General features: G+C 66.6%; 13 protein-coding genes. 5 read left to right on the top strand and 8 right to left on the bottom strand.

The features are described 5' to 3' along the window. Nucleotides 1-138 precede the first annotated feature (138 nt). The 5 genes from sucD to gloB form a co-directional block, all read right to left on the bottom strand. On the bottom strand, nucleotides 139-1,023 hold the full coding sequence (gene sucD, locus AC0IXR_RS16995) for a succinate--CoA ligase subunit alpha (RefSeq protein ID WP_056426894.1): 885 nt from the start codon (nucleotides 1,021-1,023) through the stop codon (nucleotides 139-141). Nucleotides 1,024-1,031: 8 nt separating this feature from the next. After that, a complete protein-coding gene (sucC, locus tag AC0IXR_RS16990) occupies nucleotides 1,032-2,228 on the bottom strand; it encodes an ADP-forming succinate--CoA ligase subunit beta (protein WP_461221660.1) in 1,197 nt (398 codons plus the stop codon). A 114-nt stretch (nucleotides 2,229-2,342) separates the two neighbouring features. Beyond that, nucleotides 2,343-3,305, bottom strand: coding sequence for a malate dehydrogenase (mdh, locus tag AC0IXR_RS16985; RefSeq protein ID WP_018045796.1), 963 nt, complete (start codon nucleotides 3,303-3,305; stop codon nucleotides 2,343-2,345). 290 nt (nucleotides 3,306-3,595) lie between these two features. Then, a complete protein-coding gene (locus AC0IXR_RS16980; protein ID WP_244478182.1) occupies nucleotides 3,596-4,246 on the bottom strand; it encodes a TetR family transcriptional regulator in 651 nt (216 codons plus the stop codon). Between the two features lie 169 nt (nucleotides 4,247-4,415). After that, complete coding sequence (gene gloB, locus AC0IXR_RS16975) at nucleotides 4,416-5,195, bottom strand: hydroxyacylglutathione hydrolase (RefSeq protein ID WP_461221662.1); 780 nt, start codon at nucleotides 5,193-5,195, stop codon at nucleotides 4,416-4,418. Nucleotides 5,196-5,390: 195 nt separating this feature from the next. Here gloB and AC0IXR_RS16970 point away from each other — a divergent pair, with 195 nt between their 5' ends. From AC0IXR_RS16970 to AC0IXR_RS16950, 5 genes are all read left to right on the top strand, one after another. Then, entirely contained in the window at nucleotides 5,391-6,125 is a 735-nt protein-coding gene (locus AC0IXR_RS16970; RefSeq protein WP_056426899.1) for a class I SAM-dependent methyltransferase, read from the top strand. A 59-nt stretch (nucleotides 6,126-6,184) separates the two neighbouring features. Then, complete coding sequence (locus AC0IXR_RS16965) at nucleotides 6,185-6,874, top strand: MarC family protein (RefSeq protein WP_471761537.1); 690 nt, start codon at nucleotides 6,185-6,187, stop codon at nucleotides 6,872-6,874. A gap of 120 nt (nucleotides 6,875-6,994) precedes the next feature. Beyond that, nucleotides 6,995-7,792 (top strand): 4-hydroxy-tetrahydrodipicolinate reductase, encoded by a 798-nt coding sequence (gene dapB, locus AC0IXR_RS16960; protein WP_311276599.1) that lies wholly within the window; start codon nucleotides 6,995-6,997, stop codon nucleotides 7,790-7,792. A gap of 105 nt (nucleotides 7,793-7,897) precedes the next feature. Further along, nucleotides 7,898-8,536, top strand: coding sequence for a 2,3-bisphosphoglycerate-dependent phosphoglycerate mutase (locus AC0IXR_RS16955; RefSeq protein WP_056143159.1), 639 nt, complete (start codon nucleotides 7,898-7,900; stop codon nucleotides 8,534-8,536). A gap of 309 nt (nucleotides 8,537-8,845) precedes the next feature. Beyond that, on the top strand, nucleotides 8,846-9,817 hold the full coding sequence (locus tag AC0IXR_RS16950) for a hypothetical protein (RefSeq protein ID WP_056426911.1): 972 nt from the start codon (nucleotides 8,846-8,848) through the stop codon (nucleotides 9,815-9,817). Nucleotides 9,818-9,891: 74 nt separating this feature from the next. Here AC0IXR_RS16950 and grpE read toward each other — a convergent pair whose 3' ends face one another. From grpE to AC0IXR_RS16935, 3 genes are all read right to left on the bottom strand, one after another. Then, nucleotides 9,892-10,488, bottom strand: coding sequence for a nucleotide exchange factor GrpE (gene grpE / locus AC0IXR_RS16945; RefSeq protein ID WP_056426914.1), 597 nt, complete (start codon nucleotides 10,486-10,488; stop codon nucleotides 9,892-9,894). Continuing rightward, nucleotides 10,485-10,622, bottom strand: a complete 138-nt coding sequence (locus AC0IXR_RS16940) for a hypothetical protein (RefSeq protein WP_156467748.1) — start codon at nucleotides 10,620-10,622, stop codon at nucleotides 10,485-10,487. Before AC0IXR_RS16940 ends, grpE begins: the two co-directional genes overlap by 4 nt. 111 nt (nucleotides 10,623-10,733) lie before the next feature. Next, nucleotides 10,734-13,523 carry a [protein-PII] uridylyltransferase gene (locus AC0IXR_RS16935; RefSeq protein ID WP_056426917.1) on the bottom strand — a complete coding sequence of 930 codons (2,790 nt, stop codon included), beginning with the start codon at nucleotides 13,521-13,523 and terminating at the stop codon, nucleotides 10,734-10,736. Nucleotides 13,524-13,666: the final 143 nt, after the last annotated feature.

Genomic DNA, 13,666 nt, shown 5'->3' with positions numbered 1-13,666 from the left:
CCCCCTGCTCCCCATGGCGCCGACGGGCGCTTCGATGGGGATGTTCGTGGCAGCGCGGCGATCCAGCCGCGCCGTTTCCTAGATAGATGCTGCGGAGCCATTTTGCACCGCAACACAAGTGACAGATTCCCGAGAACCTCACCCCTTGAGGACGTCGACCAGCGTGCTGCCGAGGCGCGCCGGAGACGGCGATACCCGGATGCCGGCCGCTTCCATCGCGGCGATCTTGTCCTCGGCTCCGCCCTTGCCGCCCGAGATGATGGCACCGGCATGGCCCATGCGGCGGCCCGGAGGAGCCGTGCGCCCGGCGATGAAGCCGACCATCGGCTTGCGACGGCCGCGCTTGGCCTCGTCGGCAATGAACTGCGCCGCCTCTTCCTCGGCGGAACCGCCGATCTCGCCGATCATGACGATCGATTCGGTTTTGTCGTCGGCCAGGAACAGTTCGAGCATCGAGATGAACTCGGTGCCCTTCACCGGATCGCCGCCGATGCCGACTGCCGTGGTCTGCCCGAGACCGGCATTCGTGGTCTGGAACACGGCCTCGTAGGTCAGCGTGCCGGAGCGCGAGACGATGCCCACCGAGCCCGGCTTGAAGATGTTGGCGGGCATGATGCCGATCTTGCATTCGCCGGCCGTGACCACGCCCGGGCAGTTCGGCCCGATGAGGCGCGACTTCGAGCCTTCGAGGGAGCGCTTCACCCGCACCATGTCGAGGACCGGAATCCCCTCGGTGATGCAGACGATGAGCGGAATCTCGGCGGCGATGGCCTCGCAGATGGCATCGGCTGCGCCCGGCGGCGGCACGTAGACGACCGATGCGGTCGCGCCGGTGGCCTCGCGGGCTTCGGCCACGGTGTCGAAGACCGGCAGGCCGAGATGGGTCGCGCCGCCTTTGCCGGGCGAGGTGCCGCCGACCATCTTGGTGCCGTAGGCGATCGCCTGTTCGGAATGGAAGGTCCCGTTCTTGCCGGTGAAGCCCTGGCAGATGACCTTGGTGTTCGCGTCGATCAGGATGGACATGGGTACTCTCAGCCCTTCTTCACGGCGGCGACGATCTTCTGCGCGGCATCGTCGAGGTCATCGGCGGGAATCACGTTGAGGCCGGAATTCCGGATGATCTCCTTGCCTTTCTCGACATTGGTGCCTTCCAGACGCACCACCAGGGGCACTTCGAGGCCCACAGCCTTCACCGCCGCGATCACGCCGTTCGCGATCACGTCGCATTTCATGATCCCGCCGAAGATGTTGACGAGGATGCCCTTCACCTGCGGATCGGCGGTGATGATCTTGAAGGCCGCCGTCACCTTTTCCTCGCTCGCGCCACCGCCGACATCGAGGAAGTTCGCCGGCTCCTCACCGTAGAGCTTGATGATGTCGAGGGTGGCCATGGCGAGGCCCGCGCCGTTGACCATGCAGCCGATGGTGCCATCCAGCGCGATATAGGCGAGGTCGTATTTCGAGGCCTCGATCTCCTTGGCGTCCTCCTCGGTCTCGTCGCGGAGCGCCAGGATGTCGGGATGGCGGTAGAGCGCGTTCGAATCGAACGAGATCTTGGCGTCGAGGCACTTGAGATGGCCGTCGCCGGTGAGGACCAGCGGGTTGATCTCCAGCATGCTCATGTCCTTGGCGGTGAACGCCTGGTAGAGCTTGGTGGTGAGGTCGCCCGCCTCCTTGGCCTGTGCGCCGGTGAGGCCGAGAGCCTTGGCGACGGCCCGGCCGTGATGGGGCATGATCCCGGTAGCCGGATCGACCGAGAAGGTGATGATCTTCTCAGGCGTGTCGTGGGCCACGGTCTCGATATCCATGCCGCCCTCCGTCGAGACGACGAAGGCGACCTGCCCGGTCTCGCGGTCCACCAGCATCGAGAGATAGAACTCGGCAGCGATCTGCGCGCCTTCTTCGATGTAGAGGCGGTTGACCTGCTTGCCGGCTTCGCCGGTCTGGATCGTCACCAGCGTCTCGCCCAGCATCTCGCCGGCGAATTGCTTGACCTCGTCGATGGATTTGGTGACGCGCACGCCGCCCTTGGCGCCAGCGGGCGCGCCCTTGAACGTGCCCTTGCCACGTCCGCCGGCATGGATTTGCGACTTCACCACCCAGACCGGACCGCCTAGCTCCTTGGCGGCAGCCTCGGCCTCTTCCGGCTTGAAGATCGGAACGCCGCGGGAGACGGGCAGGCCGAACTCCTTGAGCACCGCCTTCGCCTGATATTCATGGATGTTCATTAGGACATTTCCTCGCCTCGTCCCGCGGCAGCGCGCGGGATTGGAAGACACGACACACCGGCCTCGTTCACGCCGACGGGACACCCGCCGGCGCGCGACGCTTCTTGTGAGATTTCAGGCCAGCGCCGGGTTCACGGTCTTGCAGGCTTCGATCAGCGTCTTTACGGCGCCCACCGACTTGTCGAACATGGCCTTCTCGTCGGCATTGAATTCCACCTCGAGGACGCGCTCGACACCGCCGGCGCCGATCACGATCGGGACGCCGACATACATGCCGTCGATGCCGTACTCGCCGCTGAGATAGGCGGCGCAGGGCAGCACCCGGCGCTTGTCGCGCAGGTAGCTCTCGGCCATGGCGATGGCGGAGGCGGCCGGGGCGTAGAAGGCCGAGCCGGTCTTGAGCAGGTTCACGATCTCGCCGCCACCCTTGCGGGTGCGCTCGACCATGGCGTCGAGCTTCTCCTGGGTGGTCCAGCCGAGCTTGACGAGGTCCGGCAGCGGCACGCCGGCGACGGTGGAGTAGCGCACCAGCGGGACCATGTCGTCGCCGTGGCCGCCGAGCACGAAGGCGGTGACATCCTCCACCGAGACCTTGAACTCGTCGGCCAGGAAGTGGCGGAACCGCGCCGAATCCAGAACGCCGGCCATGCCGACGACCTTGTTGGTGGGCAGGCCCGAGAACTTCTGCAGGGCCCAGACCATGGCGTCGAGCGGGTTGGTGATGCAGATCACGAACGCGTCCGGAGCGTGCTCTTTGATACCGGTGCCGACGGCTTCCATCACCTTGAGGTTGATGCCGATCAGGTCGTCGCGGCTCATGCCGGGCTTACGCGGCACGCCGGCGGTGACGATCACCACGTCGGCTCCGGCGATGGCCGAATAATCGCTGGCGCCCGTATACGTCGCATCGAACCCGTCGACCGGAGCGGATTCCGCGATGTCGAGGGATTTGCCCTGGGGAACGCCGTCGACGATGTCGAACAGGACGACGTCGCCGAGTTCCTTCAGGCCCGCCAGATGCGCGAGGGTTCCGCCGATCTGCCCGGCGCCGATGAGCGCGATCTTGCTGCGTGCCATGGAAAACGAACCTCCAGTATCAGTGCCGATCCGCGATGCTCCGTCCCGACGGACGGGCTGCTTGCCGAGGTCGCGATCGCACGTTGATTTCGCCGCGACGGTGTGGCGGAAAAGTCCCCATGCTTCAACCCGACGTGGTCGGCGCTAAGCAGAGTTCGGGCCACAGACGTACCGCGACGCTGGAGGATGCCTTCCAAAAAAGTCTTTCGCCGGAGCATTTTAGACCAACGAACCCCTCTCCGGTTCGACGGCAAAGCTTCGGTGACAGGTCCAAAATATTGTTACTTCGCTTAAAGTGCGCCGATCCGCAGCACTTTCTGGATCGCCTGGATGACGGCTCCGAAGCGCGCCTGGATCAGGTCGACGGGCAGATCGGAATCGTGTTGCATCGCCAGCGGATGGGTGAAGCGGTAGCTCGCATCGAAGATGTAGGCGATGGCCCGCTCGCGATCACGAGCCACGAAGGCTCCCGCAGCGATCCCCTCCTCCACCACACGCTCCACGAGACTGCGCAGGCGAACCCGGTGACGCCGGGCGATGGGCCGTGCCGCCACCGTCGCATCGAGATGGACCGCGAACAGATGGGGCTCCCGTGCCAGGACTTCGCGCTGCGCGCTCGCCAGGGCCATCAGGAGGCGCTCGATCTTGTCGTCTGCGGGGTCGGGCGCATCGGCGATGCGGGCGAGTTCCGCCTCCACATCTCGGAGCCAGCGCCCCGCGACGGCATCCAGAAGGGCGTCCTTGGATGGGAAATACCGGTAGACATTGGCGTGGGTCATGCCGGCCTCGGCGGCCACCGCGACGACCGTCACCCGTTTGTGCCCGAGCCTGGCGAGATGCTCCGTCGCGATCGCCAGGAGGCGCGCATCCACCGAGAGCGGCGTGGGGCTGGCCCGGCTAATTCGGGCCTTGGGCCTGTCGGGCGGGCGGAGACCCGTCATGGGTGTAGCATCATCGCTGCCGACCGAATCATAGCCGACCACAAAGGACGTACCTGCCGTCTCCATCGATACTCCAGCCGGCGCTGATAAGGAGGGCGGGCCGTATCCGGAGTCGGCGTCGCCCCCGCATGTCTCGCTGAGATCGAGACAGCCAGAGGCCCATAGCCGGTCAGAAGCTGTTCTTCCAGGCCCTTAATGCAGTGAACACTAGTTCCGCCGGTGAATTAGCAGAAAGATTCACTGCTTTAGCGAGGGAAGGCTCCGTGGAACGAAGGAAAGGATTGGTCGCGCGCTCATGCCTCATCGTCGTCGGAACCAGGAATCTGCCAGCGGCCTTTGCGTCCTGAGCCTCCGCCATACGAGACTTCAACGCCACGTTGTCGGGATCGGCGGCGAGGGCGAAACGGGCATTGGAGAGGACGTAATCGTGCCCACTGAAAACCTCGGTGTCGTCCGGCAGGGGGAGAAACCGCTCCAGCGACCGCCAGAGCGATTCCGGCCGGCCTTCCACAACCCGCCCGCATCCGAGGGTGAACAGGGTATCGCCAGCGAACACGATCCGCGCTCCGGAGAACCAGTAGCTGACGTGGTCGTTGCAGTGGCCCGGCGTTTCCCAGACCTGCGCTTCGAGTTCGCCGACCCGGACGAGATCCCCCTCGGCGACGGCGACATCCACCTCCGGCACATCGGCCCCGGCCTTGCGCGGCGCGGTCACCCGCGCGCCGGTGCGGCGCTTCACCTCCGGGATTCCCTCGATATGATCGAGATGCCGGTGCGTCACCAGGATATCCGTGAGCGTCCAACCGGTTTCGTCGAGCACCTTCAGGACGGGAGCCGCTTCCGGCACGTCGATGGCGGCACAGGCGCCCGTCGCGGGATCTCGGATCAGCACGCCGATATTGTCGCTCCGGCAGAGGAAGGTGCGGATCTCGGGGCGGGAAACGGTCAAGAGGCGTTCCTCTCTGGTGGCGCGGTGAACCTAAGCAAGAACCGGACGCGGCGGCGAGGAGTTCCGGCATCCGGACGTTGCGGCGGACGTTGCGGGTTGTGGGCGAGCGGCCTCGTCCCCATTGATCCGATTCCTAGCCTGCGTCAAAGAACCCTGTAACTTCAAAACGTCCGGCCGCGCCGGAGCAAGCCGCCCATGCGCCTCGACGTGACCGATCTGCGCGCCTTCTATGCCAGCCCCCTCGGCGGCGTGACCCATCGCATCGTCGGGCGGGCGATCCATGGATTCCTCGGCTCGGTCTCGGGCCTGAGGGTTCTCGGCCTGGGCTACGCGACCCCCTATCTCGGGCCGATCCACGTCATCGCCGAGCGGACGCTTGCCTTCATGCCGGCCACGCAGGGAGTCGTGAACTGGCCCGGCGGCGGACGCTCCTGCTCGGCCCTCGCCGACCCCACGATGATGCCCCTGCCGGAAGCGGCGGTGGACAGGGTGATCCTGGTCCATGCCCTCGAATCGGTGGAAAGTCCGACCGAATTACTCCAGGACGTGTGGCGCGTGCTGACGCCGGGGGGGCGGATGATCCTCGTCGTGCCCAATCGGCGCGGCGTCTGGGCACGTCGCGATGCAACGCCGTTCGGCCATGGCCAGCCGTATAGCCGCTCGCAGCTCGGGCGGCTGATGCGGACCACCCAATTCTCGCCAGAGGGATGGGCCGAAGCGCTCTACATGCCCCCGGTGAACAGCCGGCTCTGGCTGCGGACGGCCAGCGCCTGGGAGAAGGTCGGGACCGGTCTCTCCCTCCCCTTCGCGGGCCTGCACGTCATCGACGCCACGAAGCAGCTCTATCGTCCGGTGGCGGTCCGCAAGGTGCAACGGGCAACCCGCCTCGCTCCGGCGAGAGTACTGGTTCCCACCCCCTCCCCGGGCTGAACCGAGGCCACTCGATTCAGGCATCCGACCAAGGCTCCAGACCAAAGGCAGCCGTTTCCATGTTCAGCCTCATCGCCCCGGAAGCGGCGCTCCACAGCTTCATCTTCGCGTTCTCGAGCCTCTTCTCGATCGTCAATCCGGTCGGCTCGGCCCTCATCTTTTCGCAGATCACCGCACAGAACTCCCATCCGGAACGGGTGGAGATCGCCAAGCGCATCGGCTTCTACTCCGCGCTGATCATGCTCGCGGCCCTATGGGCGGGGGCGCCGATCCTCAACTTCTTCGGTGTGTCGCTGGGTGCCCTGCGGATCGCAGGCGGTCTCGTGGTCGCCGCCTCCGCCTGGACCCTGCTCAGCGCGCCCGAGGCTCGTGAGGCACGGAAACATGCCGAGGCGACCCATGATGCTCCCGACAGCGTCGCCGACGTGGCGTTCTTCCCCCTGACCCTGCCTTTCACGACGGGCCCCGGCACCATCGCCGTCGCGATCGCCCTCGGCTCGAACCGGCCCGTTCCGGGGCCCGACCGGATCGGGTTCTATCTCGGCATGTCGCTAGCGGCCCTCGCCATCGCGCTCATGGTCAGGTTCACCTACGGCTCGGCCGACAGGGTAGTGACCGCCATCGGCCCGGTCGGCGCACGGGTTCTCGGCCGGCTCTTCGCCTTCCTGCTCCTGTGCATCGGCACCCAGATCACCGTGAACGGCGTCACCGACGTCCTCGGACCGATCCTCGCCGCCGGCAAGCGCTGAGCGGACAGGCCCGCACACCGACAGCCTCGCCTTGGCCAACCTCGCCCTGGCCAACCTCGCCTTGGCATCGCCCGGTTGAGGCTGTACCGCAGGCGCGAATTCTCGTGGAAGGACGACAGGATGCGGCTCGCAGTGGTCGGTGCCGAGGGGCGCATGGGGCGGATGCTCATCCGGGCGGTGACGGAGACCGAGGGCTGCACCCTGAGCGGCGCCGTCGAGCGCGAGGGCTCGCCCGCCCTCGGCCAGGATGCAGGGACCCTCGCCGGCCTGCCGCCGCTCGGCGTCAACGTCACCGACGATCCGCTCACGGTCTTCGCGGCCACCGACGGCGTCCTCGATTTCACCGCCCCCTCGGCCACGACCTTCTTCGCCGAACTCGCCGCCCAGGCCCGCATCGTCCATGTCGTCGGCACGACTGGCCTCGCCGAAGCGGATATCCACAAGCTCGTTGCGGCAGCGCACCATGCCCGGATCGTGCGCTCGGGCAACATGTCCCTCGGCGTGAACCTGCTCGCCGGTCTCGTGCGGAAGGTCGCTGCGGCTTTGGGCGAGGATTTCGACATCGAAATCGTCGAGATGCATCACCGCATGAAAGTGGATGCGCCCTCCGGCACGGCCCTCCTCCTCGGGGAGGCGGCCGCGGTGGGGCGCGGCGTCAACCTCGCCGAGACGCGCGTTTCCACCCGGGACGGCCATACCGGCGCGCGCCGGCCCGGCGATATCGGCTTCGCCACCCTGCGTGGCGGCACGGTGGTGGGCGACCACAGCGTGACCTTCGCCGGACCCGGCGAGCGCATCACCATCAGCCACCATGCCGAGGATCGGGCGATCTTCGCCCGTGGCGCCGTACGAGCGGCGTTGTGGGCCCATGCCAAACCTCCAGGCCTCTACGGCATGGCCGACGTCCTCGGTCTCTGATACGAGCGCCCGGTCATTGACTGTTCAGGTCGGCCGGTACACCAGCCCCGCAGGCGCAGATTCTGTTGCGTCGCACCATTCACCGAGAAATAGGATGGACGTCTGATGGAGCGCCTGCTCGTCCTCGCTCGCCACGGCCAGAGCGAATGGAACCTCAAGAAGCTTTTCACCGGCTGGCGCGATCCGCAACTCACCGAGCTCGGCATCACCGAGGCCAGGACCGCCGGCCGCTGGCTGAAGCAGCAGGGCTATGCTTTCGACGTCGCCTTCACCTCCAACCTTCAGCGGGCACAGCATACCTGCGCGCTGATCCTGGAGGAGATGGGCCAGGGCGGCATCGAGACGGTCCGGTCCGAGGCGCTCAACGAGCGGGATTACGGGGACCTGTCGGGCCTCAACAAGGACGATGCCCGTGAGCGCTGGGGCGATGCCCAGGTCCATCAATGGCGCCGGTCCTACGACATTCCGCCCCCCGGCGGCGAAAGCCTGAAGGACACCGCAGCGCGCGTGCTGCCCTATTATATTCAGACCATCCTGCCGCGCGTCATGGCCGGCGAGCGCGTCCTGGTGGCCGCCCACGGCAATTCGCTGCGTGCGCTGGTGATGGTGCTCGACGGGATGACCACGAAGACCATCGCGAGTCTCGAGATCGCCACCGGTATCCCCCTCGTCTATCAGCTCAAATCCGACACCACGGTGGAGAGCAAGGCCGTCCTTGAGCGGGACATCGACCACGACGCTTGACGGCAAAGCGCGGTGAAAGCCGCGCCGGGCATCGGTGCGCGGTTCCCGAACAGACATCCAGCACGCCTATGCTCCCTCGTTCCGCCGAACGTGGCTCCGCCCGGGAGGCGGGCCGACAGCGGCGTGGAGCCACGGCCCCGCCGCAGGCCGACCGGAACGCTTGACAGCGGGAAGGTGTGGGCCGACCCATCGTCGGCGAGCCTTCCTCACGAAGGCCGCGCGAGCCCTTCGCCTTGACCGGAGTCGTCTCGCGTCCGAACACCTGAACCGGAGCCGCAACAGGCGGCTCCGTCGCGGAGAACCGATCCGATGCGTCTGCGTAATCTCGTCCGTCCGGTCGCGGCACTGGCCCTGATCGCCGGGCTCTCGTCAGGCGCCATCTCCGTGGCCTGGGCTGCCGATGCGATCTTCCCGCCGAGTTCGCGCTTCGGCTTCACGCCGGCCTCGGACATGACATTGTCCAAGCGGTTCTCCGGATTCGAGCGGATGGAGGGCGGCGCGACGCTCTCCATCGTCGAGCTGCCGTCGACGGCCTTCGTCGACCTGGAGAAGAGCTTCACCGACGAGAACCTCCGTACGCAGGGGTTCGTCGTCGCGACGCGGGAAGCCATCAAGGTCGCGGGTGACGTGGATGCCGTGCTCTTCACGGGGGAGCAGCCGGCCCCGGAAGGCGCCAACACCCCAGCCATCAGGAAATGGCTGCTGCTCGTCGGTGACACCACGGTCACGGGCATCATCATCGCCCAGACCGTGCCCGATGCCGAGACGCCGGAAACCATGCGGAACATGCTGACCAGCGTGAAGATCCGTCCGGAACTCACCCTGGACGAACAGGTCGCCGCGCTGCCGTTCCGAATCCGTGAATCGGCCGGCTTCCGTCCCGTCCGGGTGCTCGCGGGTAATTCGGTCCTGATGACGCAAGGTCCGAAGGACCAGATGCTCAATCTCGAACAGCCCATCCTGGTCCTGGCCCAGGCCGTCCAGCAGCCGCCCCAGCCGGAGCAGCGCGATGCCTTCGCCCGCGCCGCGCTCTACTCGAACCAGACGATGAAGGATTTCGCGGTCGAGCGTTCGCAGACCTACCGCCAGAACGGCGTCGACTGGCACGAGATCGTTGCCCGCGCAGTGGATGGCCCTTCGAACACGCCGGTGGTGGTCTCGCAAACCATCCGGTTCGCGCCGGACGGTTACCTCCGCGCGCTCGGCGTGGTGCGGGCCGACCAGCGCAGCGCCATGCTGTCGAAGTTCCGCGAGGTCATCGACAGCGTCGAAGTGAAATAGCCGGGCGGCAGCCTCGCCCGGGAGGTATCGTCCGGGACGAGGCTGCGGTCATCATTTGATGTTCGGCCGATGCGTCAGGCCGCGTCCGCCGGACTGGCGGCGGCCTTGGGTCCACCCTTGGCGACACCCACCAGGGCCGGGCGCAGGACCCGGTCGCCGATGATGTAGCCGGACTGCATCACCTGCACCACCGTGCCGTTCGGGACCTCGGCATTGGGAACTTCGAACATCGCCTGGTGGCGGTTCGGATCGAAGCGCTGGCCCTGCGGCTCGATGAGCTTCACGCCGTGACGCTCCAGGGTCTTGGCCAGATCGCGCTCGGTCAGTTCGATCCCGTCGATCAGCGCCTTGAACGGCCCCTCGGCAGCCGAGGCTGCCTCAGCCGGCACGCTCTCCAACGCACGACGGATGTTGTCGGCCGCGTTCAGCATGTCGCGCGCGAAATTCGTCACGGCGTAGGTCCGCGCATCCGCCACCTCGCGCTCGGTGCGCCGGCGCAAGTTCTCCATCTCGGCCAGAGTACGCAGGACGCGATCCTTCAACTCGTCGCGCTCGGCGATCAGGCCCGCCAAAGCCTCGGCGTTGTCCTCCGCACGCGCATCGGTCTTCGCCTCGGCTTCCGCCGCCGCGTCGGCGCGCTGCCCATCATGCTCCATGTCGTTCGCCATCATCGCTCTTCGTCGATCGCAGGTTGCTCGTCCCGCACCGGTCGTCGGTCATAGTCGCCGGCGACCCACAGCACGCGGTCGATCGGAATGGGGTCGGGCCACGACGCCGAGACCCGCTCGACGGGGGTCGGCATCATGCTCCGGGATCGGAGGTGATATCAGACGCGCAGAGGATGAAATCAAGCCGAGCGCCGCCCTGGTGCCGTCTCCCGCCTCAGCCCCCTGCGTGATTCATGCCTGCAGGGGGCTCAGGCTTCCCGCGGAGGCGGCGACTCCACTAGCGCTTCCAACCCCTCCGCCCTCAGGGCAGCGACATCGCTGGCGAACACCTCCATGACCGCGTTGCGGATCGCCGCCTGCCGGTCGGGCTGGATCACCCGGGTGCCGGTAAGATCGGTGACGTAGAAAACATCGACCGCCCGCTCGCCGAAGGTCGCCACATGGGCGGAGGTGATGTTGAGGCTGAGGCGCCCGAGGGCGGTCGTCAACTCGTAGAGCAGGCCCGGCCGGTCGAGGCCGGTGACCTCGACGACGGTCTCCCGGCTCGACAGGGCGTTGTCGATCGCCATGTCGGGGGGGATCAGGAACGTGTTGGAGCGGTTGCTCGGCGGATGCCGGTCGGCCACGAGATCGGCGATGCGGATCTCGCCCCTCAGCGCCCGCTCGATCGCCGTGGTGATGCGCTTGGCGCGGCGCAACTCGTCGTCGTCCCGCTCGAAGGCGCGGGAGATGAAGATCGAATCGAGGGCGAAGCCGTCGGTCGTGGTGAAGATCTGCGCGTCGACGATGTTGCCGCCCAGCGCCGCGCAGGCCCCGGTGACGATGGCGAGGAGACGCGGATGGTCGGGTGAATAGACTGTGATCTCGGTCACGCCCCGCGTCGGGTCGGTCTCGTAGACGGTGGCGACGGTGCGACCGTCTTCCATGACGCCGCGCACGAACCCCGCATTCTTGAACTGCCGGACGGCGTCGACCTTCAGCCAATAGGCCTGGTTGTGCCGAGCGGCATAGGTATCGAAGAAGGTCGGATCCCAATCCGCCAGCTGTTCGCGCAAGCCCATCTGGATGAGGCGGACCCGGTCGGTCCGGGCGATCTCGGAATGACCGCCCGACAGGAGCACCTCGGTCTCGTCGTAGAGGGTGCGCAGCAGCGTGCCCTTCCAGGCCGTCCACACGCCCGGCCCCACCGCCTTGATGTCGGCGACGGTGAGGATCATCAGGAGTTTCAGCCGCTCCATGGTCTGAACCACGGAGGCGAATTTCTGGATCGTCTTCGGGTCGGAGAGGTCGCGGCTCTGAGCCGTCATCGACATCAGCAGGTGATGCTCGACCAGCCAGGCCACGATCTCGGTCTCGGCCTGGGTGAGGCCGAAGCGCGGGCCGATCTTCTCGGCGATGGCCGCGCCGGCGATGGAATGGTCTTCCGGTCGCCCCTTGGCGATGTCGTGCAGCAGCACCGCGACGTAGAGGGCGCGGCGGTGGCTGATCGTGTCGATGAGCCGCGTGGCGATGGGGTGGTCTTCGGAGACCGTGCCGGAATCGATGGCCGCCAGCACGCCGATCGAGCGCAGCAGGTGCTCGTCCACCGTGTAGTGGTGGTACATGTTGAACTGCATCAGCGCGACGATGCGGCCGAAATCCGGGATGAACCGGCCGAGCACGCCGGCCTCGTTCATGAGCCGCAGGATCGTCTCCGGCGAGTTCTTCGACGTCAGCACGTCGAGGAACAGGGCGTTGGCCTCCGTGTCGGAGCGCAGCGAATGACCGATGAGCCGAAGCGAACGGGTGGCGACCCGGGTCGCATCCGGGTGGATCGGCAGGTTGTGGCGATCGGCGAGCCAGAACAGGCGGATCAGGTTCACCGGATCGCGCGAGAAGGCATCGGCGGTGCGCAGGTTGATCCGACCATGATCGTCGATGAAATCCTCCGCCTCGATGGCGGTGGCGCGGAAACGATCACGGAAGCGGCCGATCCAGCGGTCGAGGACCGGCGTGCGCTTGGCATGCCGCGCCTCGAGGGCAGCGCAGACGATGGCTGTGAGATCACCCACTTCCTTGGCGATCAAAAAATAGGCCTTCATGAAGCGCTCGACGCCCGACAGGCCGCCGCGCGGCTCGTAGCCGAAGCGTTCGGCGATCCGCGGCTGCAGGCCGAACGAGAGCCGCTCCTCGGACCGTCCGGTGACGAAATGCATGTGGCAGCGGACGCGCCAGAGCAGTTCCTCGCAGCGCTCGAACACCCGGTACTCCTCCGGCGTGAACAGGCCGGCGGGGACGAGTTCGCTCTGGTCGCGGACGCGGTAGGTGTATTTCGCGATCCAGAACAAGGTGTTGAGGTCGCGTAGTCCGCCCTTCCCGTCCTTGACGTTGGGCTCGACGAGGTAGCGCGAGGCCCCCGATTTCGAGACGCGGGTATCGCGCTCGCGCAGCTTGGCCTCGACGAATTCCGGCGCCGTCCACATGACGAGCTCGGTGTCGAACCGCGTGACCAGCTCCTCGTACAGCGCCCGCGCGCCGAAGAGGTAGCGCGCCTCGAGGAGGGAGGTGCGGATCGTCATGTCGGCCCGCCCCTCGCGCAGGCACTCCTCCACCGAGCGCGTGGCGTGGCCGACCTTCAGCTTGAGGTCCCACAACACGTAGAGCATCGCCTCGACGACGCTCTCGGACCAGGCGGTCTGCTTGTAGGGAAGCAGGAACAGGAGATCGATGTCCGATCCCGGCGCCATCGTGCCACGGCCGTAACCGCCAGTGGCCACCACCGCGAGCTGCTCGCCCGTGGAGGGATTATCGTTGGGGTAGAGCCGCCACACCACCGCATCGTGGATCGTGCGGATCACCGCATCGGTGAGGTTGCTGATGCGCTGGGCGCAGGCGGTGCCGTTGCGCTCCTCCATCAGCCGGGCTTCGGCATCGGCATGCCCGAGCTCGATGATGCGGCGGAGCTGCGGCACGAGAAGAGCGCGCAGCTGCGTCGCCTCGCGCACGTCGCGGTCGAGAGTGGTGAGGACCGTCTTGAGGGCGTCGGCGGCGTCGAACATGCGCAAACCCGTTATCATGTTCCCGGTCGGACACCAGAGACAACGCTAGGCAGAGGCGTAGATGTGATGGGCACTCGGCATGATGTCGTTCTACGTGCCGGAAAATCTGTTTGACGAAACGAACGGTCCTGGCTACCTCGGAA

This window comes from Methylobacterium sp. AC832 (assembly GCF_979256025.1).
Note: the sequence above shows the minus strand (reverse complement) of the source record. Positions and strands in the feature narration are given on the sequence as shown.